The following is a 25,849-nucleotide window of genomic DNA, read 5'->3' on the forward strand; positions in this document are numbered from 1 at the left end:
AGGCGGAAGGGACTACCGGGCAGTCCCTTCCGCCTGCATCATATCTGCGGATCGCCTATCCTGCCGCCCATGGCCTTTAACAGCAGCTGCCCGACCGGTCCTTTCAGGGCGGCAGGAGACAGATTGACCGGCTCGGTCCGGCGCGGGTCGTACGTTCCGGCCTGCACGGATGCCAGATAGGTTGCCGCAGCATGCGCGGCGAACAGGTTCAGTACTTCATCCACGCTATGGGGAACGTGCTTTTCGGTCAGGACGGTGCGGACGGCGGCGCGCAGGCTGGCCGATCTCGTCTGCCGACCATAGGTCGCGGTTGTAAGGGCGGCGAGGCCTGCGACCGGATCATCCGGGCTGGCAATGCTGCGTGCAAGCCAGGGCGTGGCATAGGCGGAGCGTTTTCCATCGAGCAGAATCTCGGCATGCACGGCCTTGATGACCGGCAGGGGTTCGGTCCGGAATGCGGCCTCCACTTCTGCTACCGTTGCGGCATCCAGTTGCGGACTCAGCACAAGCAGACCCGTTGCGGCCCAGTAGCGGATTACAGGGCTGCTATCCTGCATCCGCTTTACAAACAGTGGAACACTGGCGGGGTCACGCGCAATGACCCGGGCGGTCAGTTCCAGCAGGTCGGATAATGGATAGGCGTCGACCGCGCGACTTTGCGCGTATCCTTCCATGCCCAGCCCTTCGATGAGGAAAGCATTGTCATTAAGGGCGATCATTTCCTGATCCAGCAGCCCGCGCAACGTGACCAGCACCGCCTGCTGGTCACGATGAGCTGCAAGATTATGGATCTGGTGGGGATCAGCCCTGATATCATATAGTTCTTCTGCCGGTTTTTCCCGCCAGAAGGCGGCCTGCAGGGTGTTCAGTCGACCTGCGCGCCATTCTTCTTCCCATGATTGATAGCCCCTGCCTCCCCATTCGTAGTTATTATGCTGCCCATATATGCGGTGCGGCATGTAGTTGCGGATATAGCGGTACTGGCTGGTGCGGATGGAACGCATCAGATCCTGCCGTTCATCCATGCGGTTGCGTCCGCTGAATACGTACTGTCGTGCTGGCGCGATCTTGTGTCCGACAAACGCACGGCCCTGCATGACTGGTGGAACAGGTGCGCCGGCCAGTGAAAGGGTGGATGGCGCCAGATCAACCAGACTGATGAGGTCCGCGCAGGGCCTGCCTGCTGGCCGGTGCGCCAGATGCCTGTATTTACGTGGAAAATAGGCGATGAACGGGACATGCAGGCCCCCATCGTAGCAATAGCGTTTGGTGCGTGGCAGTACGCCCCCGTGATCAGCCAGAAAGAAAATGACTGTATCCTCGATCAGCCCATCCTGCCGCAACTCGTCAAGGATATGGGCAACCGCCTTGTCCTGCCGGTTTACCATATCAATATTCCGGGCAATCGCATCACGCACATCCGGTGTATCGGGCAGGTATGGTGGCACCGTAACGCTGTGTGGGTCCGTTATGGTGGGCGTTGTCTCGAACAGGTGGGATTCGTGCGTGATCAGGTAATTATAGACCGAAAAAAACGGCCTGCCCTTCGGCCTGTTGCGCCAGTGCGCCGTAATCGAGCAGTCATCCCATATGGCCTGAGGGTCAAGGTCACAGTTATAATCGGTAAAGACATTATTGGTGCAGTAATATCCTGCCTGCCGCATATGTTCCGGCAGGCTTTGGATGTGTCCTGCCACCTTTGCTACGGCCCGCATGTTTTCTGCCGGCCCCCAGCTTTGCGGATGAATGCCCGTTATTAACGAGAACCGTGATGGCGCGCAGACAGGCGTCGTGGCATGGACGTTGTCAAAACGAATGCCGTCATGTGCAAGTGCATCAATAGTGGGGGTGCGGGCCAGCGGATTGCCATAGCAGCCGATAAGGGGCGCATGAATGTCATGGCATACGATCCATATGATATTCGGCTTTCTTGCGGGCGTCGCGTACCCCCTTTTCGTGGCAAGGAAGGCCGTGCCTGCACCCGATGCCGCGGCAAGGACATGACGTCGTCTTATGCTTTTCATGACGATTTTTTTCTCTTTTTATGGATGGGGCCTGAATGGGCGCCCTATCGGTCGAATACGCAGCGAAAACCGATATGCGATGTGCTGCTGTCCGCTGTCGTACGCGTGCGGGCAGACAGGCGGTAGCGGTTACAGTAACTGGCATGACACAGGAACGAGCCGCCACGGATCACATGTTCCGTGGTGGTGTCCGCCTGACCGGCAGGGCGGCCCGGGCTGCTTTTTACGGGCGGCAGGTCAGGACGCGCCGGATCGGTTGACCATGTATCCGTGCACCATTCCCATACGTTTCCCACGACTTCGTACAGGCCGAGCGTATTAGGCGGAAAACTTTTAACCGGCGCGGTTCCCCGAAAGCCATCTTCGCCCAGGTCGATATCAGGAAAGACACCCTGCCAGATATTGCATAGATGCTGTCCCTGCGGCGTCAGTTCATTTCCCCATGGGTAAAGCCGGTCATCATCATGGCCGCCCCGTGCGGCGGCCTCCCACTCCGCCTCCCTTGGCAGGCGTCCGCCCGCCCAGGCGGCATAGGCGCACGCATCATGCCACGAAACATGCACGACGGGATGCTCCGGCCGCGCGGCTACATGTGATCCCCGGCCCTCAGGGTGCCGCCAGCATGCCGTTTTCAACGGTACCCACCATGGCACCCCCGGCACCTGGCCGGACCGGATAAGGCGTCGCGCCCGGGCCGGTACGAAAAGAGAGAACACAAATGACCAGCCATACCGCTCCGCATCCGTGACATATCCCGTTGCGGACACAAAGCGGGCAAACTCCCGATTGGTGACGGTAGTCGTCATGATGGAGAAAGCATCCAGCGTTACATGCCTGACAGGTCCCTCGGCATCAGCACGATGGGCTTCGGGGCTTTCGCTGCCGATACGGTAATGTCCCGGAGGGAGCCGTACGACCTCATGCCCCCCGGCAGCACCTGTTCCTGTCGCCAGTCCGGCAGTGCCAGCCTGCGCGGCGGCCTCCCCGGCGCTGTCCCGCGCCATGGCGGGCACGCAGCATGATTTCTTTATGTGGTTATCCTGCATTGATCGGCATCCCACCTATATATATTCAGGCGAAGAAACCCGACCTGCCATAAAATACTGCTGAAACCCGGATACAATGTCGGGATGGTGTTGCGCGATATCCTGGCTTTCCGATGGATCGGTCTCAAGGTCATACAGCGCGATGTCGCTGGTTTTCACCGGTCGGACCGCTTTCCATCTTCCCTTGCGGGCCGCCTGCCAGAAGGAGGGCTCATAAGTCTCCCAGTAAAGGAAACGCTCGGGCATGGGGTTCTGGTGCAACAGGGCCGGTGTCAGGTCAATTCCGTTCACATCGTGCAGGGAGTGACCAGCGTTCCCGGAAAGGGTAAGCGCGGTCGGCAGGAAATCCGGATGATAGGCGGGAACAGAACTTGCGCTGCCTGCCGGGATATGGCCGGGCCATGACACAAGCAGGGGCACACGCAGGCCACCTTCATACAGATCCCGCTTGTAGCCACGCAGGTTGCCGTGGGAATTGAAGAATTCGGCAACTTCCGTCTGTTCTGCCGTCGGTTCGGAGCGCGGACCATGATCGGAGGAAAAAAAGATAATGGTATCATCACGCAGTCCGGTCGCCGTAAGGGTTTCCAGGATATTCCCTACCCCGTCATCCAGAAAGCCGATCATTGCCGCGTAATTTTTTTCATATTCGCCCCACGGCATACCAGCATAACGCGCCTGAGTGGGCGTGACATGCGGGCTGTGAGGCGCATTGTAGGCGACTGTCAGGAAAAAGGGCCTGTCACGCGAATGCCGGATATACTCACACGCCTGCGCGGTGCAGATATCTGTCTCATAGACCGCCTGATGGCCATTTTCATTATCTGCTATGGCATGCAGTGTCGTGCCGTCATACCAACGTGTCGGGAAATATCCCTGTGTTGCTTCAGTCTGGGTCAGCCAGCCATGGAATTCATCAAAACCATGATCGGTTGGAACCGCTTCACGATCATATCCATCCAGATGCCACTTCCCTACCAGCGCCGTGGCGTAACCACCTTGCCGCAGGTATGACGCAACTGTCTTTTCATGCGGTCGCAGCCCCATGCGGCGCACCTGTTCGTGGCCCCGCCATCCAACCCGCCCGCCCTGCAGCGCAAAATTGTCCCGTATGGTTGCATGCCCCATGTCCTTTCCGGTCATGAGTGCGCAGCGTGAGGGAGAACAGACGGGCGCCCCCCCGTAGGCTGCGTCAAAGCGCATGCCGGATGCTGCCAGTGCATCAATGTTGGGTGTATGGATTTTTGTCTGTCCGTAACATCCCAGATCATGAACGCCCAAGTCATCGGCAATGATATAGATGATATTGGGGCGGGCCAGCGTTGGGATACGGTCTTCGTGTGCATATGCCCCTTTGCGCAGGAATGATGTCACCATTCCTGCCGCAGTAGCACCCAGCAGGGCGCGTCTGCCAATACTGAAATCTGTTTTCATGATTGGTCCCACATATATGGAATATATTTTTATTTTATAATGACTTTAATAATGGGCTTTTACGATAAACCCGAAATTGATGGGCTGGGTAACATAGGCATAATAGGCACCTGTCGATACGCTACTCTGTATAATCTGGGTGATATGGCGGACATTTGTTGCATTGTTGATGAATGCATCCAGTTCCCACGGCATATTATGCGGGCGGATGCCAAAATTCAGGTTCAGCGTTCCATAGCCAGGCACCCACCCGTATGATGAATTGGTTGCCGTGGTATTGATGGCGGTGCTGTAGGTATAGCTTCCGCCTGCTATACCATCCCACTGCTTCAGGCCGATAAACCCAAGGTTGTGATAATACTGAACAGATGCGGAGATAGCCCATCGTGGGTCAAATGGCACACGGGAGCCAGTCAGGCTGTACTGCCCGGAATAATTGACTTCAGGCGGCCCGCCAGCATTATTGAACGAAGTAAATTCAGCATCATTGTATGCGACCGATATATTGGTCGCCAGGTTTGCTATCGGATTGTAATGCACATCCAGTTCAGCGCCGCGAACGCGAACGGCCTTCGCGTTGCCCAGATAGGAAATCAGACTGCCCTGATAATACCCTACCTGCGTGACCTGATAGTTATGATCATTCATCTGGTAAAGGGCGCCGCTTATCAGGAGGCGGTTGGAGAGCAGGTTAACCTTGCTACCAACCTCAAACGCATCCTCGGTTTCCTTGCCAACATTGGGTGTCGCGCCCGTAGGCAGGTTGGCGAGATTCAGTCCCCCTGATTTGGCCCCACGTGAATACCGTCCATAAACCATCATATGGTCATTCAGATGATAATTCAGGACAAACTGCCCCGTGACAAACCCGTTATCATGATGGGCGCTGTACGCACGGGCTGCCCCCAGCGTATTATATAATGCAGCCCGCGTCGCTGCGGGCAGCAAGGAGGAATCAAGGTCCGAAGGGGCGACCTGCGTTAACGAATAGTTCCCTAGTTTTGTCTCATATGTATAGCGCACGCCCGTAATGACATCGAGCCTGGATGTCGGGTGCCAGGTTGAATTTGCAAATAGCGCATAAGAATTCGTTGTAATCTGGCCATACGAACTGGTGGCGTATCCCGTCAGCGCATTATTTACAGCCGCGCTATTGCCCTGGCCGTACCATTCGGCCGCCTGGGATCCATACAGGGTCTGGCCCGGCACATTATCTTCCTGCCACATGTAAAAACCGCCGACTGTCCAGTCCGCTATGTTTCTCCATTTGCCACTGGCCCGCAATTCCTGGGTGAACTGCCGTTCGTTGACCTTCTGGTTTGTATTGCGGATCACGTCAGCCTGTGTCTGATCACCATCATTGTGGGGCCACCAGTTCCACGCACGATAGGCCGTGATGGACGTCAGCCTGACGCCACGGAGTTGCCAGTCAATCTGGGCAGACAGGCCCATATCTTCCTGATCGGCATCACTGAGACTGTCCTGGTTCACGCTATACGGCGCATTGGAGGGAGCCATGGGGGTAATGCCCACCTGGGCCGCGCGCGCATACAGGTTGTTTGCTATAGGCGCCCCATTATTTTTTGTCGTAAGCACCCTGTACAGACCGGCAGCGCAGCAGTTCTCACGCATATGCGCATAATCGGCAATGAACCGGACCGACAGGTTCTCCGTGGGGGTATATAGCAGTTGGGCCCGAACCGATCGGTTGGTTGACCCGTTCAGGTTCCCACCGCCATCACGGTTTGTGACCCAGCCGCTATTGCTCAACCCGGTTCCGCTGACACGCAGGGCCAGCTTATTCTTGATAAGTGGCGTATTGAACCCAATACGCCAGCGGGCGTAATTGTAATTCCCGACGCCAGCCTCGCCGTATATCTGCCGTTTGAACGTCGGTGCCGCTGTTGTAAGGTTAATGGAACCTGCAGTCGTGCTGATGCCGCTTTCGGTGCCGGTTGGTCCCCGCATGACGGTAATGCCATCCAGATCCGCAATATCTGATAACGCCGTGCCGGGACGCGGGCGATAGACCCCATCCACATAGACGCCTACCCCACCCTCAAGGCCATCCGTAGGCGCAGTGCCAGCAGCGCCAAGGCCACGGATATTGATGGTTGTATTACGCGGATTACTGATGTTCAACTGAACGGTCGGCAACAGCCTGGTCGCCTGCGGCAGTGCTGTAATGTGTTCGGCTGCCAGTTCCTTTGCATCAACGCGTGATGCGGCCTGCGGAACCTTCTGTAGTGCGCGTGTTTCCTTGTCGATGGATCGGGCAGCGCGTGTGGTCGGTGAAACCGTTACGTGGATACGCTCCGATTTCACCGCATTCACGCCTTCCTCTGCATTCCCGCTCTGGCTACGTGGCTGCACACGACCGGGGCCTGGCCTGACCACAGGGTGGCTGTCAGAACTCTGGGCGCAGGCTCCACCATCAGCAATTCCCGCCACCCCCAGTATGAGCACGGAGCCAAAATAAAATTTCTTCATTTTTTCGATTTCTCTGGAACCGGAGAAGGAAACCGTAGTTCAGGGCCTCTCGATCCATCTTTTTAGAGCATATATATCAGTCGATAAGCATGTGTTCATTTTCTACAGATAAAAGTTTTATGCTCTTTTCTGTATCCATGCATGTCGATGCGATAATTTATTATCCGCATTTTTCCATTATTCCATATTTCATGGTATATTGGCGTCTCTGTGGAATAGAATCACCGATATGCCCTGCCCTGCCCTGCGTCATGAAGAAATCCGCACATGGTGCAGTCATGCTGAAAATAACCGGGTCCCGGGTCAATCCGCTGGCAGGGCCCGGCTGGAACGACCGTCCAGGCTGACCGGTACATCGCCCCTGACCGTAACACGCCGGACAATCCTGGGCTGGCTGCCGTAGTCGTCAACCGCCCGGTGCTGCGTTGCCTGGTTATCCCAGATGGCAATATCCCCTTCAGACCATTTCCAACGGACCGTATTGTCAAGACTGGTGATGTGTGACTGGAAAATCTCGAAGAGATGGCGGCTGTCAGGCGCATTCAGGCCATCGAATTTCTGGAAGAAATGACCAAGCACGAGATTGGCCTCGCCCGTAACCGGATGCCTGCGCACCACCGGGTGCAAGGTGCGGTATGCGGTGGATGTAAAGACCCGATGGTACTCACGCGCGGAGTCCGGCACATGGCTCCGGCGGGCGGCATAATCATGGTTGTTTGTATGGATGGCCCAGAGCTGGTCTGCCAGATTCCGCAGCGGAAGCGGCAGGTCATTGTAAGCGGTTGCAGTATTGGCCCAGACCGTATCCCCTCCAACGACCGGTATGACGACCCCGCGCAGAATGGATATTTTCGGATAATCGGGCACGAAAGTAACGTCTGTATGCCAGCTTGCCGCGCGGGTCCCGCGTGCGCTGTCCAGATCCAGTATCCCACTCGTTCCCTTCAGTGAAGGTACGGTCGGGTGCGGCACAAGATCCCCGAAGCGGCGCCCCAGCGCTTCCTGTCCGTTTTCATCCAGGTGCTGCTGCCCGCGGAAGAAAATCACCTTGTGCTTGTGCAGCAGGTCTTCGATATGGCTGAAGATCCCTGGAGGCAGATCCGCCGACAGGCGGACACCTTCGATCACGGCGCCAATCCGGCCGGCAAGAGGCGTTACGCTCAGCTGGGCGCTCTGCGAATCACTATTTTCCGAAGTGGTACCGAATCCGATTCTCGACATTTCATTCACTCCTTATGGTGATTAACCCTGACATACGATGAAATTCCGGTCAATTAATTACGCTATGAAGAGTCATAATAAATTAACCACGTATTTGCGAGTCATTTATGGAGCGGGAATGGCCTGCGTGGAAAAGCACGCAGGCGTGAAGCCCTCCGTTGGGCTTCATCCTAACTTAATTTTCTATAAATAACTGTTCTATAATGGTTATTTTCAGGAGTTGATTTACGAGCCCTACTCCTTCCGGGCTGACATCGGCCATTTTCTGACGAGCCTGTGCCGGATTGAGCGGCATTAAACACTTTGAATTTTTGTGCATAACAATTTCCACGAATCGGGATATGTAAATTTCATTGACACTTTCTGTTTGATTAAACTAACAACGATTTCAGAGAGTGGTTTTCGGAGTATGCACTCATGTCCGACATCGTTTTTCAGTCCGTCTGCAAAATTTTTCCCGCCGTCCCTGCCCGCAAGGGAGAAAGGGATTACACGGTCCTGCATGACGTTTCCCTCAACATTCGGGCTGGTGAGTTCATGTGCCTTGTCGGACCCAGCGGATGCGGGAAATCGACCCTGCTTGATCTGATGGCGGGGCTTGATTTTCCGACTGACGGAACGATTCTCATTGATGGCGAACCCATAAAGGGCCCCGCCGCCAGCCGCAGCGTCGTATTCCAGCAATATGCCCTCATGCCGTGGCTTTCGGCCCTGCAGAACGTGGAATTCGCTCTGGAAGCAGCAGGGGTGCCACGGAACAGGCGCCGTGAGCGGGCGCTGGCCTATCTGCGGCTGGTTGGCCTGTCTGATTTCGCGCATCGTCGGCCTAACCAGCTTTCAGGCGGCATGAAACAGCGCGTCGCGATTGCCCGCAGCCTTTCTGTCGAGCCGCGGGTGCTGCTGATGGACGAACCCTTTGGCGCGCTGGATGCCCAGACACGCGAGGGCCTGCAGGATGAACTTCTGCGTCTGTGGCACCAGTCCCGGCAGACCATCGTATTCATAACGCACGATATTGATGAGGCACTGTATCTGGGCCAACGGGTTGCCATCATGACCCGTAATCCCGGCCAGATTGCCGAAATCATTGATGTCCCTTTCTCGGCCCGCCGCATGGAGACGAATGTGCGTCGCCTGCCTGAATTCAGCGCCCTGCGCCATCAGATCTGGCGGAAACTCAAGCCTGATGCCTTACCGCCCGGTACCTATCATTAAGGACGTGTTCCATGTCTTCCCCGGCCCAGACATTTACTGCTTCTTCCAGGTCCGTGCAGGCGCAGGCCCGTGATGCTGGCGCAATGGCGCGAAGGGCAGTGCAGATAACGGCGCAACTGCTCAAGTACACGCTGGCCCCGGCACTGTTTGTGCTGACATGGGAAATGCTGCCTCGGCTGGGTATTGTAAACCCGGTTTTCCTTCCGCCCTTTTCGCGGGTTGCGCAGGCCGGGTGGCATCTTACCGTAACGGGTGTCCTGCCGCGTAACGCCTGTGCCAGCATCATGCGCGCGGTTACGGGTCTATGCCTTGCAACTGTTATTGCCGTGCCGCTGGGCATGCTGATCAGCGCCAGCCGTACCGTGTCCGACATGCTTTCCCCCCTGCTGGAGGCATTTCGCAATACAGCTCCACTGGCGCTGCTTCCGGTCATTACGCTTGTGCTCGGTATTGGTGAGGTCTCCAAGGTAACCATGGTGGTTTATGCCGCGTTCTGGCCCATACTGCTTAACACCATATCCGGTGTCCGGGGGGTTGATCCCGTCATTATCAAGGCCGGACGCGCAATGGGCCTGTCGCCTGCCAACCTGCTGCTGCGCATCACACTGCCAGCAACGTTGCCCACCATCTTTACCGGGGTGCGTCTTGCGCTGGCCGCAACATTTCTCGTGCTCATTGCGGCGGAAATGGTCGGTGCGCGTGCCGGGTTGGGATATTACCTCAATGTAGCACAGGCCAATTTCCAGATTCCTGAAATGTATGCCGGGATTCTGGCGCTTTCCGGATTGGGCCTCCTGTCGAACGGACTGCTGTTCTGGGCGGGCGTCCGGTTGCGGATTGTACAATGGAGAAACGTGAAGTGATCGGTCGTCGTCTTTTTCTGGGCGGCGCGACTGCGGGGCTGCTGATGCCGTCCGTGCATGCCAGGGCGGATGAAGCCCTGCGCACGCCGTTACGCTATCAGGGCTGGCCGGGGCGTGTCTCCTTTCCTGAACTGGCGCAGGATCTTGGCTACATGGGGCCGGTCAGGCTCGAATGGGTAGGCAACACCATAAGTGGCCCGCAGGATATACAGGCAGTGATCACCCGCGATGTGGATTTTGGCCTGGCCTTTAACGGGGCGGTCCTGAAAATGATAGCATACGGTGCGCCGGCCCGCGCCGTTATCGCTGCATCTGGCGCAACGCAGGCGGAATCCGCCGAACTGTTTGTGCTGCAAAACAGCCCGATATCCAGCGCATCTGGCCTGCGTGGGCGGAGTGTTGGCGTCAATGTGGTCGGAGCGGAACTGGAGGTCAGCCTCGACCATTATCTGCAGAAGGCGGGACTGGGCAACGTGGATGATGCCGGGATAACCCTGGTGCCGCTCCCCCCGGTCGCCATGGAAGGGGCGCTGCGCATGGGCCGGATCGATGCCGCATTCACGGCGCCACCATGGGGGGACATGCTGCGGACACGGGGTGGCGTCAGGTCGGTTTTTTCGGAATATGATGTCTATGGCGACCAGATCATGTCCACATATGTCATGCGCGATACTTTCCTGCAAAAGTACCCACGCACGGCGCGATATTTCATATCCGGCACGGCCCGCGCGATTGAATGGGCACGCAGCGCACCGAGGCAGGAGGTGATTGCCCGGGCCAAGGCAATCGTCAGCACACGCGGCCGTGGTGAGAACACATCGCCACTGGATTACTGGAAAACACCCGGAATCCCTACGCAGGGCGGAATGCTTACGGAGCGTTCCTTTACTGTATTTCAGGACTGGTACGTAAAAAATGGAAGCCCTGAACTGAAGGGGATAAATATAAATAAAATATATGACAATATTTTCAACTGTTACGACACCTGATTTTCTTCTCCATCATGCTGCCTGGCACCTTTTGTAATAAGGTATGAAAAATTGGTCATGACACGATTAACCACCCGCCGTAGTCTTTTCAGGGCATCTCTTGGCGCCGGAGCGGCCATGGCGCTCCGTCCGGTACGGGCATGGGCCGCCACCGGCCTGCTGAATGTATCCTACGATCCGACACGGGAGCTCTATCAGGACATTGACCGCAGCTTTTCCGCCGCATGGGCGCGGCAGCATGTAGGCGCACCGGTACAGATCCGTACTTCCCATGGCGGCTCAGGCGCACAGGCCCGCTCCGTGCTGGAAGGCGCGCCCGCCGATATCGTGACCCTTGGCCTGGCCTATGATATCGACATCCTGGCCCAGAACGGCCTGCTCGCGCCGGACTGGCAAAAGCGCCTGCCCCATAATTCCACCCCGTTTACCAGCACGATCGTGTTCCTGGTGCGCAAGGGTAACCCGAAGAACATTCACGACTGGCCAGACCTGATCCGTGATGATGTGCAGGTCATCACGCCCAACCCCAAAACGTCCGGCGGAGCCCGATGGAACTATCTTGCCGCATGGGGATGGGCGCTGCGCCAGCCCGGCGGCACACCCGATAAGGCGCGTGATTACCTGAAAACCCTGTTTGCCCATGTGCCGGTGCTTGATACCGGCGCGCGCGGCGCCACCAACAGCTTTGTCCAGCGCGGGCTGGGAGATGTACTGCTGGCGTGGGAGGACGAGGCCCTTCTGGCCACGCGCGACATCGGGCCGGACAAATTCGATATTGTCGTGCCCCCCCTGACCATTCTGGCCGAGCCTCCTGTCGCGGTTGTCGACCGCAACGTGAAGGCCCACGGCACGGCGGAAATCGCTCAGGCCTATGTGGAATACCTGTTCAGCGAGGAAGGGCAGAAGATCGGGGGAAAACACTATTTCCGGCCCGTAAACCCAACCATTCTGGCGGCCTTCCATGACCGCTTCGTCACGACCGATACCTTTGATATCGCAAGTCTTGGCGGGTGGGGCACGGTGCAGAAACAGCATTTTGCCGATGGCGGCATATTCGACAGCATTTACACGAAATGACGGCATATCTTTCACGCCGGCTGTGGCTGCCGCGCAGGCAGCGCGATCCCCTGCCCGGCTTCGGGCTGGGGCTGGGGCTGACACTGTTCTGGCTTGGCACGCTTGTGCTCCTGCCACTGCTGGCGCTGGTATCGCGCCCGTGGCAGGAGGGGCTGCATCGTGGCCTGCTCGCCTTTGCCCATGCGGCACATGATGGGCGGATACTGTCCGCCCTGTGGGTCAGCTTCGGTTCCGCCGTTCTTGCGGCCCTGTTCGACCTGGTGCCTGGCGTGCTGATTGCCTGGGCGCTTGTGCGTAGCGATATTCCCGGCCGGCGCATTATCGACATGCTGGTGGAACTGCCCTTTGCCCTGCCCACCGCCGTGGTAGGGATCACCATGGCCACACTATATGGCCCGACAGGCTGGTTCGGCGCGCCGCTGGCCAGGCTGGGAGTGCACATTGCCTATAGCCGGACCGGCATCGTGCTCGCCCTCATGTTTATCGGGCTGCCCTTTATCGTGCGGACCGTCGCACCGGTTCTGCGCAACCTGCCAGCCGATATGGAAGAAGCCGCCGTGATATTGGGGGCCAGCCGTGCGCAGGTTCTGCTGCGTATCGTGCTGCCTGCGCTCCATCCCGCGCTGGTTACGGCATTCGGCATGGCCTTTGCCCGTGGCATCGGGGAATATGGTTCGGTTATCTTCATCGCGGGCAACCAGCCCTTCCATACCGAAATCGCGCCCCTGCTGGTTGTCATCCGCCTGCAGGAGTATGACACGACGGGCGCGACCCTGATCGGGTTCGTGCTTGTTGCGGTCTCGCTGCTGTCCCTTGCCAGCATAAGCCTTGTCCGCCGCCGGCTGTCCCGTGGCGTCGGGTAAGGAAGGGATCACGATGTCACGTATCGTATATGCGCTCGTCATCTACCTGCTGGTTACGGTCATGATCGTCCTGCCGCCGCTACTGGTGGTGGTCATGGCGCTGTCACATGGGCTGGGGGCGGCGATCGAAAGCCTGGCCGATCCCGATGCGCTGTCCGCAATCCGGCTTACGGTCATCATCACGGTGCTGACCGTGTGCATCAACACGGTTTTTGGCGTGATGGCGGCATGGACGTTGACGCATTTCCGTTTTCCCGGCCGGAACCTGCTGGTCGTGCTGGTTGAACTGCCCCTGAGCGTCTCCCCTGTCGTCGGTGGCCTGATCTGGCTTCTCGTATTCGGGACACAGGGATGGTGGGGCGCCGCACTGGAACGCTGGGGCTATCCCGTCATGTTCGCACCGCCCGGCATCCTGCTGGCCACGCTGTTTGTCACGTTTCCCTATGTTACGCGCACGCTTATGCCCATGCTGGCCCATAACGGGCGCGCGGCGGAGGAAGCGGCCGTCCTGCTGGGTGCCAGCCTGTGGCAGGTGTTGTGGCATGTCACGCTGCCTGGCGCGCGACTGGCGCTGGTTTCGGGCATGCTGCTGGCAACCGCGCGCGCCATGGGCGAATTCGGTGCGGTTTCGGTCGTATCGGGCCATATTCCCGGCCTGACCGAAACCATGCCGCTGCATATCGAGACCCTGTACAATGGCTACCAGACGGTAGCCGCCTTCACCATGGCGACCCTGCTGGCCCTGATGGCAATGATTGTCGTGCTGGTCCGCAGCCTTATCGAACGCCGCCTTGACCGGACGGAACCAAGCATATGAGCGTATATCTGGACCATATCACCCGCCACAGCCCGCAGGGCGGCCGCGCGATTGTGGATGATGTGTCATTGAGCGTGAAGGATGGCAGCTTTACCGCGCTTGTCGGCCCGTCGGGCGCGGGCAAGACTTCCCTGCTGCGTATCATCGCGGGACTTGACCCGCACCAGCGTGGACAGGTGTCGATTGACGGCAGGCGTGTGGATACGCTGGGCGCGCGTGAGCGCAACATCGGCTTCGTCTTCCAGCATTATGCCCTGTTTGCGCATATGACGGTGGCGGCCAATATCGGGTTTGGCCTTGCCATCCGCCCCCGCCACAGCCGCCCCGGCAGGGCTGCGATCCGCCGCCGGGTGGAAGAACTGCTTGAACTCATGCAACTGCCCGCAATGGGGGCACGCTATCCGCATGAACTTTCAGGGGGGCAGCGCCAACGCGTCGCCCTTGCCCGCGCACTGGCCACGGGGCCACGTGTATTGCTGCTGGATGAACCCTTTGGCGCCCTTGACCCGCTGGTGCGCAGGCAGATACGCGGCTGGCTGCACAACCTGCACGAACGGCTGGGCCTGACCACCATTCTCGTAACGCACGACCGGCAGGAAGCTGCCGAACTGGCCGATACCGTCGTCATCATGAACCGGGGGCGCGTCGTGCAGTCAGGCACCCCGCAGGAACTAGAAGACAACCCGGCCGATCCCTTCGTCATGGATTTCAGCGGCGAGACCATCCGTATTGCCGGTCTGGTCACCAATGGTCGTTTCGTGCCGGACATGTCTGATATCATTCCTGTTCCCGTGGCGCTTTCCAATGGCAGGGCCGAGATCCTGATCCGTCCGGCCGATATCCGCCTGCTGCCCCAGCAAGGAAATGCCATCGCACAATTTTACCAGCGGCGTGGTCTGGTTGCCTCCTATAAAGTGACATCGGCATCGTTCGACGGCATGCTGGTTGAAATGCCTGCGGACCCGGGTGACGTATCAGCGTCCATCATAACACACTGCGCCATTGATATATCCGCAGGTCGTTTCGTGCGGGACAACGCATGGGTCATTCCGGGTTATGGTTTGATTGGTCCTGTAGTTTCGGATGAAGTACAGTTCCTTTATTCATGAATAATTTAATTAAGATGTCAGTAATTCAAACTGCAAGTGATTATATAATATTTTTAGAAACACGGAATGTAAAAGTAACGTAATTTAGAAAAAATAACAATATTAAATAAGAGATACAGCATATGGAAATTCAGGGCACAAGAACAACGATAGCCATTTTTATTATTATCCTGCCAATTTATGGCATGAAGAGAAGATTTGCAAATGCCCGCGATATTTTCACCTGATCAGGTCTGGCGCGTCTTGGTATTGAACCGACGTTACTGACCATTTCCCGTTCCGGATTACTCATGGGTATGCGTAGCCCGCCCGTGCGATCTTATTGTCGGATATTTATAAAGTATCAGGACGAAATATCATTGAACGGTTCTTCGCCAGACTGAAGCAGTTCACAGGCATCGCGACATGCTACGACAAGCTGAAGTCAATATTCCTCGCCGCCGTTCAACTCGCGGTCGCTATCAACAGCAAATCCCTGTACGTCACCCAGCAGGATCGTCCCATGACGATAATGCGTTGTGATGGCCTTTCGCCAGCATCCCTGGATGCTGTCTCCAGAAAGACCATGAGGATATCTAACACCATTGCTACAGGCCATGTGCATCGGCAGGCAGTGCCGGAACTGGACTATGACTCCCGGAGCGGGAAAAACGAAACAGAAGCTGATTAGGATGCCTTTAAGAAGCTTCTGAGAGCATTCAGATACAGCGGGTCTCTGAATAGGATTTAGTTCCAAGCCCCATGTCTATGCGTGCGGTTCTGCCTGACAGTCAGCAAAACAGAAAACGGCACTGTGGATAATCTCCATGCACCGTTCTGTCCCCCGGTTTTCCTGGCGTCATCGTCCCGCGACATGCCCGGATATCCCGTCATTTCCCGGTCAACATCCAGTTCCATTCCCGCTGCCCCCTTTCAAAGGCGGAATGGAACTGGCAACAGAACTGACCAACCCGCCGTCAGGCTACCACCGCCATCTTCCATGGGGTCTATAATCCACGTCGACGCCATTCTTAGTTTGGGTCTTTTGAAGCAAGAGTGGCATAAGTACTTCTAGACCGGCACAAAACCGTTACAAGTCCACTGTTATTTCCTGCGCTGGGATGGAACCGTCTGTATTAGGCCTCTTCTGTCCCATCATGTGCTAAATGCATTGTAGGCATTTAATATTCGCAATAATCACCAGCTATACGTCACCTTGCCGATCACATTGCGGTTCGCGCCGATATAGCAGCCGGTATCGGCCCCCGCGCAACTGGGATAGTACCGCTGGTTGAGCAGGTTCTGGGCCGTGACCTGAAACAGCATGCCCTTCAGGCGTGGGGCCACGGCATCAAGGGAATACTGTGCCTGCGCATCCACCAGCACATAGCTCGGCGTGACATATTCCAGCGTGTTGTCCACCAGCGTATTACCGTTGTAGCGCACGCCCGCGCCAAACCCCAGGCCACGCAGCGGGCCGTTGCGCAGGTCGTAATGCCCCCAGACCGAGAATGTCTGCTTGGGCACCGCAATCGGGCGCTCGCCCGTCAGGTCGCCACTGCCGCGCGTATAGGCCACGTCCTGATAGGTATAGGCCGCGATGATGTTCAGGTTGCGGGTCAGGTCCACGTGGGCTTCCAGTTCGATCCCGCGCGAGCGTATCCCGCCGGTCTGGGTATAGAAATCGATATGGACCGGATCGGTGACCAGCACGTTGCTCTGCTTGAGGTCGTACAGTGCAGCCGTGAAAAACCCGTTGAAGCCATGCGGCTGGTATTTCAGCCCCACTTCAAACTGCCGCCCCCGGGTAGGCTTGAACGGCGTGCCATTGAAGGACAGGTTGTTGGCAGGCTGGAAAGATTCCGCGTAATGGAAATAGGGTGAAAGCCCGATGGGGAACGCATACAGGATGCCGCCGCGCCACGTCGTGGCCTGGTCCGACTGGTTGAAGCTGCCGCCGCTATCGGTCTGGTCGCGGGTGTCGATGGTGGACCAGTCATGGCGCACGCCGCCCTGCACATGCAGGTGGCCCCATGTCATCTGATCCTCGCCATAAATGCCTTCCTGATTGGTGGTGATGCTCTGGGCTTCATACAGGTCCAGCTTGCCGATGCTCTGCCCGTATGTGGGGGAAAAGACATCCAGGGATGGGGCATCGCCGTAATACAGGTTGGCGGAATCACGGATGTTCTGCCAGTTGCCGCCAATAATCACGTTGTGTCTGACCGGCCCGGTGCGGAAATGGCCAAGGATCTGTTCTTCTACCGTGATCGTGTCGAAATGTTCCTCCGACCCGTATGCGGCGCGCTCCAGCGTGCGGTTGTCATCATCGAGCATCCCGCCTGATGACACCTGCTGGAAAAACGCCCCCACATTCGCGTAGCGGGCAAACGACTTGAAGGTCCAGTTGGGCGCAATCTGGTAGCTCAGACGGTAGTTCACCGCCGTCTGGGTGCGTTTGTAGGTCTCGAAATTCGGGTCGCCGGGGTAGAAATGGTCCGAAATCTTGCCATTCGGGTTGGGCAGGATGGTGCCTTCCAGCGGTGCGGTATCAAAATTGCCGCCACGCGGGTCACGCTGCCAGAAGGCGGACAGCGTCATGGTTAGGCGATCATTGGGGGTCCATGTCAGCGATGGCAGGACACCGAAACGTTCGTTGCGGGTGTGTTCGTCCTGCGTACCCGAAGTGGTGGCAGTCGCGGCGATGCGGTACAGCCATTTGCCATCACGGTCGATCCGCCCGCCAAAATCGGCGGTGCCGCGCACGTAGCCGTATGTTCCGCCCTCGACCGAGATGGAGTGGACGGGAGTGGCCGTTGGCTGTTTTGTTGTCAGCACGATGGCCCCGCCAGGATTAGACTGACCGTACAGGACCGATGGCGGCCCCTTGAGGATGTCGATCCGGTCAAGCAGATAGGGGTCGATCTGCTGGGTGGCGTAGTACGCACCGTTGAACAGGCGCAAATTGTCAACAAACTCGTCTGCGCCCGCGGCACCCTGAAAGCCGCGGATTTCAACCATGTCGAACCGCGTGGTGTAGCCTGATGCCACATCGCCCGACACGCCCGCATTATACCGTAGGGCCTCGGCTATGGTGCGGGCGTTCTGCTGGTCCAGCTGCGCGCGGGTCACGACGGATATGGATTCCGGGGTTTCGATCAGGGGCGTGTCGGTCTTGGTGGCGGCACTGGAATTCTTGGGCACTAGGCCCGCCCGCCCTGATGTGGCGTAAACGGCGATCTGCTCTTCTTTCCACCCTTTTCTGCCGCCCCCGTTCCCCTGCCCTTCCACCCGCACCGGATCAAGGGTGATGGCGGACGGCGCGCGGATGAGCGAGACGGAATGCGCCCCGGTTTTGCTGTAACTGATGCCCGTGCCCGCCAGAATGGCGGAAAGCGCCTGTTCCGCTGTCATCTGCCCGCTCACCGCCCCTGAGCGTGCGCCCGCTATCGTGGCGCTGTCGAACGCGATCTGCAGGCCGGTCTGCGCACCAAGGGCGGCAAGGGCGCGGCCTAGTGGCTGGGCGGGAATGCTGAAGGGCTGTGCCGGTGATGGCGCGCTGGCCACGCCGCCCTCAACCGGTGCGGCCGCGGCATGATGGCCCGCAGCAGCCCACATGACGAACAGGAGGGCGGACGTGCCCGTAAGCAGGCTGGATCGGGAAAGCCGGATGCGATTGCGGCGGCACGGCAGAAGAACACACGGCATGGTCGGGTCTCACGGGCGGACGGTTGGCGTTAAATGCAAACGAATTGCATTCGCGTATATCCATGTCCGTTGAGACGATTTTTTTTTAACGTGTAGGTGAAACTTTTTTAGCGGTCCGCTGAAAAAAAGCGCTGCGCTGGCGGTTGTGCGTGGTCTGATTGCCCGTGTGGGCACCTCAGGGAGCTTTATGGTCCGCCAGCACCAGGGTGAAGCCCGCCGGGAGTGTGACAAGCCTGCCCCCATGCAGCGCGCACAGGGCCTCAAGCGCCTCCCTGGGGTGATGCAGGTCATACACGCCCCCTACCGGGATGGTGTCGTGCTCAAGACCACGGGTTACGATGGTGCCCGGATAGTAGCGTCCCAGCACCGCGACCGCGTCAGAAAACCGTACGTCGTTCAGCACCATCTGCCCTGACCGCCATGAACCGACATCCTCCGGGTCGATCGTGCCGCGATGGGCCTGCCCCGTGTGCTGGTCGACCGCCCATGTCTGGCCAGCGGTCAGGCGCAGGGCGGGGTCGGACTGGCGGGATACGCTCACGATCCCCTCGCGCACGGCAACAGTGACATGAGGCCCGGCCATCTGCACATCAAAGGCGGTGCCGATATCGCGCGTCGTCACGTTCCCTGCCCTGACGGCAAAGCCACGTTTTCCGTCATGCACGACATTGAAAAACGCCTCGCCAGCCAGCAGGGTAATCCCCCGTTCCCCACCCGAATAATGCACGGCGATGGCGGAATGGCCGCCCAGGGTCACCGCCGTTCCATCCGACAGGCTGACCGTGCGGGTTTCGCCCGTTTTCGTGTAATAATCGGCCTGCAGGCGGAACATGAGGTCCGGCGTGGCAAAGGCCAGCAGGCTCGCCGCCACCGGCAGCATGCAGACCGCCGCAATCCGCAACGGGCGTGCCCGGGCCGTTCTGCCAGTCGCAGGGCCCCGGGGTGTTGCGGGCCGGTCATGCGGGGGCGTTACGGGAACCATCTGGCCCGCAAGGGCCCAGGCGCGTTCCACCCGGCGCCATGCCCGCTCATTGTCGGGGTCCTGCGCGCGCCATGCGGCCCATTCCGCCCGTACCGTTTCATCATCCGGTGCCTCATTGAGGCGGATTTTCCAGGTGGCGGCTGCCAGCATGGCACGTTTGGCGCCCGGTGTTGGCTGTGTGTTCATCCGTGCCCATCCCCATTCGTTCCGCGCCCGTGGCGTTGAACGTATTTCCAGGAACAGGGACGGCGCAGGTGCCTGTTTTTTAACGCCAAGGGGAAAATTTTATGGCTCCATGTCTGGCAGGGCCGCGGCACAGGCCACCAGCGCGATCTGGATCATCCTGTGCACGCGCGTGGTGGAAACACCCAGAACAGTCGCAATTTCCTGCAATGTGTAGCCACCGATGCGGTACATCTCGAACGCGCGGCGGGTGCGTGGCGGCAGGCTGGCCAGGGCATTTGCCACGGTATGCAGTTCCTGCCGGTGCCCGCAATGGGCTTCGGGCGATATGGACCCCGCACCCGTATCAGCCAGCAGGGTATGATCGATCTCGGTCGGGATCTGCCTGCGTGCGGCACGGAGATGATCCAGCGCCAGATTGCGTATGATCGCGGTCAGATACGCAACAGGGTTGAACACGATCCCCTGCCGCCTGACGGATGCGACCTGAACAAATGCATCCTGAACAATATCTTCCGCCTGCGCCGTGCAGCCGACCATGGATACGGCGAAGGACACGAAACGCGACCGGTTTGCCAGATAGGTTTCCAGAAGGTGATCGGTCGAGGCCACGGCCTGAAGGTTCCTTGACAGCGTGCGTCAGCGCCCGGACGGGGCACGCGCCTTCCTTATATGAATATAATAATCATTATCAATAACAAAATGGCACTGTGATGTTTCGATACAATCCGGATTGTCGGACATGCCATTCCTCGCCAGTACGCTTGGGAAAACGGACAGCTAAATATGCGAACGCGTCTTATTTTCTTTTATTGCCTTGCCCTGACGGGCATGCCAAGCCATGCGTGATGGCTGTCCTGACCCTGAAAACCGTTCGTCCGGCCCTTGTGCGCCTGCACCGATATACGGGGCTGCTCCTGTCGGGCGTGCTGTTCGTTGCGGGGCTTACGGGAAGCATCAGCGTGTTCCGCACGGAAATTGACGCGGCCCTCAATCCTGACCTGTTCCGTGCTTCTGCCCCGGCACATCCCCTGCCGGTTTCAACATTGCTGGCGCGCCTGAAGCTGCAGCGTCCTGAAACACAGGTGACCGCCCTGCTCTACCGCCCTCCTGCGGGGCGTGCGATCGAGGTTTATTCGTCCGAAACGGTCGCGGGCAGGAAAGATCCGGTTGAAAACGAAATCTTTCTCGACCCCGGCACGGGGCGCATTCAGGGCATGCGCCCGGCCGAAGGCTGCTGCTTCAACCGTCGCGTGCTGATGTCTTTTATATACCGCGTTCATTATTCCCTTGATCTGGGCCAGGCGGGCATGTGGGTCATGGGTATTTCGGCCATGCTGTGGTCGATTGACTGTGTGGTCGGCCTTCTCCTGACCTTTCCGTTGCACCAGCCTGCATGGCGGCAGGCATTCTGGCGGCAATGGCGCAAGACATGGGCGATTGGCCTGCGGCGTTCTTCCATACGGATCACGTTTGACCTGCATCGGGCCGTCTCGCTCTGGCTATGGCTTGTCCTGCTGGGCATTGCCATAAGCGGGGTGGCGCTGGCGCTTGAGGATGAGGTGTTCAATCCCGTCATCCGGACCATCCTGCCTACTGCGCCGCCCATGACGGACACACGGCTCCCGGTCCATCCGGTTACGATTGATCAGGCGGAAGGCCTCGCCGCAGGTTTCGTGCAGGCCCATGGCAGCGGCGAGAGACCGGCCGCAGTGCTGCTGGACCCGGATGGCGGGACCGCCATGTTCTACCTTTTCAGCAATCAGGGAACAGAACCCTCCGGACTGGGAAGTCCTGTGGTTACCGTGGATCTGAAAACCGGTCAGATCACGGCAGGTGACATGCCCGGCCAAGGGGCTGCGGGCAATCTGGTCATGCAGATGCAATTGCCATGGCATAGTGGCAGGATAGCCGGGCCTGGCGGCCGTATTCTCATATGCCTGGCGGGTCTGGCCGTGTGCATGCTGGTGGTAACGGGCATCATGATCTGGCAACGAAAGCGGCAGACCCGTCAGGCCAGATAGCCCGACAGGCTGCTACAGGAAACTGAAAAGCCAGAATGGTGGCATTCGGGTGCCAGTGTCATCTCAGCACGGTCACGTCTGCCGCATCATGCGGTAGAGCCATGCCGTAGGCTTCGCTGTAGCGCAAGGCAAACGCTTCCCGCTCCAGCCGCTCGCAATAATCAAGATACCGGATCAACGCCCGCTCGGCGCGCATCGTGCGCCCATAGAGCCGTTTGTAATGCTGCCACAGCATCATGACATTGACCGACCAGGCATCATAGGCATGTGTTGCAACCCGGTTGCGGATCGCTGGGGGAAGAGCATCGAAGGCTGCCCAGTCATCACCCGCATAGCGCCGCCACATCTCGTGCCGCAGGGTCCGCTCGTTATCTGCCATCGCCTTTGCGGCCCTCACGATTATTGAGCACAGGGTTGAGGAGCGTCGTCTTTCCCGCTCTTAGAAAGCCGGAAAGAACCGTTACCGGAAGCCTTTCGTGCATGACGGACACCCTTCATTCGGTTATGATCCGCCAAACTTATATGAAATGTTATAATATAACAATACCTGGAGAATTCCGAACGGGGAAAGATATCTTGCAGGATACGGCGTTATGGGATGCCTGTGGTCCGCACGTGTTCGCTGCCCCTCCCGCCCGCACAATTGCGTGCACACAAGGCGCCGCAAAACAGGATCGACGCGCAAAGCGTTATCATGGGGCAGTGGGCTTTCCATGGCTGGACACGCCCCGGCACCTCAACACGAAGGACTGGATTGGCAGATGGATGTCGTCATTGGTGTCGATGTGGGGACAGGCAGCGCACGCGCAGGCGTTTTTACGCTGGATGGCCACAAGCTGGGCGCAGGCAGCACGCCAACCCGCACGTGGCAGCCGCGCGCTGATTACATGCAGCAATCCACCGCTGATATATGGCGTGCGGTATGTGACAGCGTTGCCATCGCCATGCCCATGGCGCGGGATGCGGCCGGGGAAGCGCTGGATGTGCGTGGTATCGGGTTTGACGCGACCTGTTCGCTGGTGGTGGCTGGCCCTGATGGCCAGGCGCTGTCCATTGATCCTGACGGTGCGCCGGAGCAGGACGTGATCCTGTGGATGGATCACCGCGCCATGGCCGAGGCCGCCGAGATCAATGCGGGCCATCATGACGTGCTGCGTTACGTGGGCGGCGTGATTTCACCCGAGATGGAAACACCAAAGCTGCTATGGCTCAAACGCCATCTGCCCGATGTGTTCGCGCGCGCCGCCCTTTTCCTTGACCTGCCGGACTACCTGACCTGGCGCGCAACCGGGGCCAGTTCGCGCTCGCGCTGTTCAACCGTGTGCAAATGGACCTACCTTGCCCATGAAAACCGCTGGGATGAAACCTATTTCCGTTCCATAGGCCTTGGCGCGCTGGCTGACGAAGGGTTCCGCCGCATCGGCACGGACATCAAGGCCCTGGGCGAACGTGTCGGGCATGGACTGGATATGCGGGCCGCCACGGAACTTGGCCTGCCGGCGGGCACCCCGGTCGCGGTATCCGCCATTGATGCGCATGCGGGCGGCATTGGCGTGATGGGGGGCGCGACGGATAACGAGCCACCTGCATTCAACCAGCGTCTGGCATTGATTGGCGGCACGTCGAGCTGCCATATGGCAGTCTCTCCCCTGCCCCGCTTCGTGCCCGGCGTCTGGGGCCCCTACCGTGATGCCATGCTGCCTGACATGTGGCTGAATGAAGCAGGCCAGTCGGCCACGGGCAGCCTGATCGACTTTATCATCGCCACCCATCCCGCCGCACCGGCGTTACGCCAGCAGGCTGAAAGCGAAGGCAGGACGGTCTATCAGGTCCTCAACGACCTGCTTGCAAAAACCGAAGGCGACCGACCCGCAGGGACGCTGACGCAAAACCTGCACGTCATGCCCGATTTCCATGGCAACCGCTCCCCCCATGCCGATCCGACCCTGCGTGGCATGGTCAGCGGGCTTGTGCTCAGCGCCACGGTGCATGATCTGGCATTATTGTACCTGGCGACAGTACAGGCACTGGCCTATGGCACACGTGATATCGTAACGGCGCTGGACAGGCAGGGCTATGCAATCGATACGATCGTTGCAACCGGCGGGGGAACGAAAAACCCCGTTTTCGTGCGTGAACATGCCAATGCCACCGGCTGCCGTATCCTCCTGCCCGAAGAGCCTGATTCCGTGCTGCTTGGCAGTGCGATACTGGGTGCGGTGGCGGCGGGCGCATATCCGTCGATCCGGGCGGCCATGACCAACATGACGCGCATACGGGCGCAGATACGGCCCTGTGCCGGGAGTGCCGCTTTCCATGCCAGGAAATTCGAGGTCTTTACCCAGATGTATGCTGACCAGATCCGTTACAGGCAGATCATGAATAAATAAGACAGGCATCATGGGAACCGGAAGGTTTCCGTTGCGCTTTACAGGAAAACCCGGAGCACCGGGCTTTCAGGCCAGATACCGCAAATAAACCGTAATAAAACAATAAAGGGTATTGTAATGGCGACTTCCAGGATCCTGGCCTGCATTACTGCTGCCGGCATGCTGCTGGCCGGTGGCGCGCAGGCGGCCGGTACGCTGACAATCGCTACGGTCAATAATGGTGACATGATCATCATGAAACAGCTGTCAGGTGAGTTCGAAAAAGCCCATCCCGATATTCACCTGAACTGGGTCACGCTGGAGGAGAATGTCCTGCGCCAGCGCGTAACGACCGATATCGCAACCCATGCCGGGCAGTTCGATATCCTGACCATTGGCAATTACGAAGTGCCAATCTGGGCAAGGCAGGGCTGGCTGGCTGAACTTCGCCCCGGCCCTGATTATGATGTGAATGACATCGTGCCTTCCGTGCGCGCCGGGCTGAGTGTGGACTCCAGGCTGTATGCCCTGCCGTTCTACGCGGAAAGTGTCATGACGTATTACCGGACCGACCTTTTCCAAAAGGCCGGGCTGACCATGCCGCAGCACCCCACCTATGACCAGATCCGCACCTATGCCGACAAAATCACGGACAGCGGCAGCCAGACCTACGGCCTGTGCCTGCGTGGCAAACCGGGCTGGGGCGAAAACATGGCCTACGTCACCTCGCTGGTGAATACGTTTGGCGGGCAGTGGTTTGGCGAAGGCTGGAAGCCGATGCTGGATACCCCCGAATGGAAGGCGGCGCTGCAGTGGTATGTATCGGCCATGAAGGCCGACGGGCCACCCGGCGCCACGTCAAACGGATTTAATGAAAACCTGGCCCTGTTCGCCAGCGGCCATTGCGGCATATGGGTGGATTCAACCATTGCGGGCGGCCTGCTGTTTGATCCCAAACAGTCGCATGTGGCGGACAGGGTCGGCTTTGCCGCCGCCCCCACCGGTCCGTATGGCAAGGGACCGACATGGCTGTGGAGCTGGAACCTCGCCATTCCCGCATCATCGAGGCATGCGGATGATGCGCGCCTCTTCATAGAATGGGCGACATCCAGGGCCTATGTCCAGCTTGTGGCGCAGCATGAAGGCTGGGTGGCGGTGCCAGCGGGAACCCGCGTGTCCACCTATGACAACCCCGATTACCAGAAGGCGGCTCCGTTCGCCACGTTCGTCCATGCCGCCATCGACACGGCCGACCCCAATGGCCAGACAAAACAGCCACGCCCGTATGGTGGCGCGCAGTTTGTCGGCATTGCCCCCTTCCAGGCCATCGGCACCCAGGTTGGCCAGAGCGTTGCGGCAACGCTGTCGGGCCAGATGACGGTCGAGCAGGCGCTGGGGGCGGCACAGGCCGCCGTCAGTCGCACCATGCGCCAGTCCGGCTACCTGCATTGAGGAG

The 25,849-nt window shown here is 58.7% G+C and carries 20 protein-coding genes and 1 pseudogene; 11 read left to right on the plus strand and 10 right to left on the minus strand.

Annotated features, from left to right (window positions below):
- Positions 1 to 38: 38 nt before the first annotated feature.
- The 5 genes from OQZ28_RS07700 to OQZ28_RS07720 all read right to left on the minus strand — a co-directional run bounded on the left by OQZ28_RS07700 (position 39) and on the right by OQZ28_RS07720 (position 8,215).
- Positions 39 to 2,024: a sulfatase family protein gene (locus OQZ28_RS07700; RefSeq protein WP_458135699.1), complete on the minus strand. Its 1,986-nt coding sequence runs from the start codon at positions 2,022 to 2,024 to the stop codon at positions 39 to 41.
- 44 nt (positions 2,025 to 2,068) lie between these two features.
- Entirely contained in the window at positions 2,069 to 3,070 is a 1,002-nt protein-coding gene (locus OQZ28_RS07705) for a formylglycine-generating enzyme family protein (protein ID WP_458135700.1), read from the minus strand.
- A 15-nt stretch (positions 3,071 to 3,085) separates the two neighbouring features.
- A complete protein-coding gene (locus OQZ28_RS07710; protein WP_458135701.1) occupies positions 3,086 to 4,504 on the minus strand; it encodes an arylsulfatase in 1,419 nt (472 codons plus the stop codon).
- 45 nt (positions 4,505 to 4,549) lie between these two features.
- Positions 4,550 to 6,994: a TonB-dependent receptor gene (locus OQZ28_RS07715; RefSeq protein ID WP_458135702.1), complete on the minus strand. Its 2,445-nt coding sequence runs from the start codon at positions 6,992 to 6,994 to the stop codon at positions 4,550 to 4,552.
- Positions 6,995 to 7,297: 303 nt separating this feature from the next.
- On the minus strand, positions 7,298 to 8,215 hold the full coding sequence (locus OQZ28_RS07720) for a TauD/TfdA dioxygenase family protein (protein ID WP_458135703.1): 918 nt from the start codon (positions 8,213 to 8,215) through the stop codon (positions 7,298 to 7,300).
- Between the two features lie 417 nt (positions 8,216 to 8,632).
- On the opposite strand from OQZ28_RS07720, the gene OQZ28_RS07725 reads away from it, so the two are divergent.
- From OQZ28_RS07725 to OQZ28_RS07760, 8 genes are all read left to right on the plus strand, one after another.
- Positions 8,633 to 9,430 (plus strand): ABC transporter ATP-binding protein, encoded by a 798-nt coding sequence (locus OQZ28_RS07725; protein ID WP_458135704.1) that lies wholly within the window; start codon positions 8,633 to 8,635, stop codon positions 9,428 to 9,430.
- An 11-nt stretch (positions 9,431 to 9,441) separates the two neighbouring features.
- Complete coding sequence (locus tag OQZ28_RS07730) at positions 9,442 to 10,293, plus strand: ABC transporter permease (protein ID WP_458135705.1); 852 nt, start codon at positions 9,442 to 9,444, stop codon at positions 10,291 to 10,293.
- Complete coding sequence (locus OQZ28_RS07735; protein WP_458135706.1) at positions 10,275 to 11,282, plus strand: ABC transporter substrate-binding protein; 1,008 nt, start codon at positions 10,275 to 10,277, stop codon at positions 11,280 to 11,282. Before OQZ28_RS07730 ends, OQZ28_RS07735 begins: the two co-directional genes overlap by 19 nt.
- Before the next feature lie 117 nt (positions 11,283 to 11,399).
- On the plus strand, positions 11,400 to 12,359 hold the full coding sequence (locus OQZ28_RS07740) for a sulfate ABC transporter substrate-binding protein (protein ID WP_458135707.1): 960 nt from the start codon (positions 11,400 to 11,402) through the stop codon (positions 12,357 to 12,359).
- Positions 12,356 to 13,222, plus strand: a complete 867-nt coding sequence (cysT, locus tag OQZ28_RS07745; RefSeq protein WP_458135708.1) for a sulfate ABC transporter permease subunit CysT — start codon at positions 12,356 to 12,358, stop codon at positions 13,220 to 13,222. The genes OQZ28_RS07740 and cysT overlap by 4 nt, the downstream gene beginning before the upstream one ends.
- Positions 13,223 to 13,235: 13 nt before the next feature.
- A complete protein-coding gene (locus tag OQZ28_RS07750; RefSeq protein WP_130732526.1) occupies positions 13,236 to 14,039 on the plus strand; it encodes a sulfate ABC transporter permease in 804 nt (267 codons plus the stop codon).
- Positions 14,036 to 15,148 carry a sulfate/molybdate ABC transporter ATP-binding protein gene (locus tag OQZ28_RS07755; RefSeq protein WP_458135709.1) on the plus strand — a complete coding sequence of 371 codons (1,113 nt, stop codon included), beginning with the start codon at positions 14,036 to 14,038 and terminating at the stop codon, positions 15,146 to 15,148. Before OQZ28_RS07750 ends, OQZ28_RS07755 begins: the two co-directional genes overlap by 4 nt.
- 322 nt (positions 15,149 to 15,470) lie before the next feature.
- Positions 15,471 to 15,818, plus strand: coding sequence for a hypothetical protein (locus OQZ28_RS07760; RefSeq protein ID WP_458135710.1), 348 nt, complete (start codon positions 15,471 to 15,473; stop codon positions 15,816 to 15,818).
- 506 nt (positions 15,819 to 16,324) lie between these two features.
- Here OQZ28_RS07760 and OQZ28_RS07765 read toward each other — a convergent pair.
- The 3 genes from OQZ28_RS07765 to OQZ28_RS07775 all read right to left on the minus strand — a co-directional run bounded on the left by OQZ28_RS07765 (position 16,325) and on the right by OQZ28_RS07775 (position 20,612).
- A complete protein-coding gene (locus OQZ28_RS07765) occupies positions 16,325 to 18,835 on the minus strand; it encodes a TonB-dependent siderophore receptor (RefSeq protein WP_458135711.1) in 2,511 nt (836 codons plus the stop codon).
- Between the two features lie 175 nt (positions 18,836 to 19,010).
- Complete coding sequence (locus tag OQZ28_RS07770) at positions 19,011 to 20,003, minus strand: FecR family protein (RefSeq protein ID WP_458135712.1); 993 nt, start codon at positions 20,001 to 20,003, stop codon at positions 19,011 to 19,013.
- A 99-nt stretch (positions 20,004 to 20,102) separates the two neighbouring features.
- Positions 20,103 to 20,612 carry a sigma-70 family RNA polymerase sigma factor gene (locus OQZ28_RS07775; RefSeq protein WP_130732530.1) on the minus strand — a complete coding sequence of 170 codons (510 nt, stop codon included), beginning with the start codon at positions 20,610 to 20,612 and terminating at the stop codon, positions 20,103 to 20,105.
- Between the two features lie 236 nt (positions 20,613 to 20,848).
- Here OQZ28_RS07775 and OQZ28_RS07780 point away from each other — a divergent pair, with 236 nt between their 5' ends.
- Positions 20,849 to 22,024 (plus strand): PepSY-associated TM helix domain-containing protein, encoded by a 1,176-nt coding sequence (locus OQZ28_RS07780; protein WP_458135713.1) that lies wholly within the window; start codon positions 20,849 to 20,851, stop codon positions 22,022 to 22,024.
- Positions 22,025 to 22,082: 58 nt separating this feature from the next.
- On the opposite strand, the gene OQZ28_RS07785 is transcribed toward OQZ28_RS07780, so the two are convergent.
- Both OQZ28_RS07785 and OQZ28_RS07790 read right to left on the minus strand, forming a co-directional pair.
- Positions 22,083 to 22,403, minus strand: a complete 321-nt coding sequence (locus OQZ28_RS07785) for a DUF6525 family protein (protein WP_458135714.1) — start codon at positions 22,401 to 22,403, stop codon at positions 22,083 to 22,085.
- A 4-nt stretch (positions 22,404 to 22,407) separates the two neighbouring features.
- Positions 22,408 to 22,506, minus strand: a pseudogene (locus tag OQZ28_RS07790) (GTP-binding protein); the annotation flags it as partial.
- 279 nt (positions 22,507 to 22,785) lie between these two features.
- On the opposite strand from OQZ28_RS07790, the gene OQZ28_RS07795 reads away from it, so the two are divergent.
- Both OQZ28_RS07795 and OQZ28_RS07800 read left to right on the plus strand, forming a co-directional pair.
- A complete protein-coding gene (locus tag OQZ28_RS07795; protein ID WP_458135715.1) occupies positions 22,786 to 24,414 on the plus strand; it encodes an FGGY-family carbohydrate kinase in 1,629 nt (542 codons plus the stop codon).
- 117 nt (positions 24,415 to 24,531) lie between these two features.
- Positions 24,532 to 25,845, plus strand: coding sequence for an ABC transporter substrate-binding protein (locus OQZ28_RS07800; protein ID WP_458135716.1), 1,314 nt, complete (start codon positions 24,532 to 24,534; stop codon positions 25,843 to 25,845).
- The last annotated feature ends 4 nt before the right edge of the window (positions 25,846 to 25,849 follow it).

The sequence above is a fragment of the Komagataeibacter sp. NFXK3 genome (assembly GCF_054182245.1).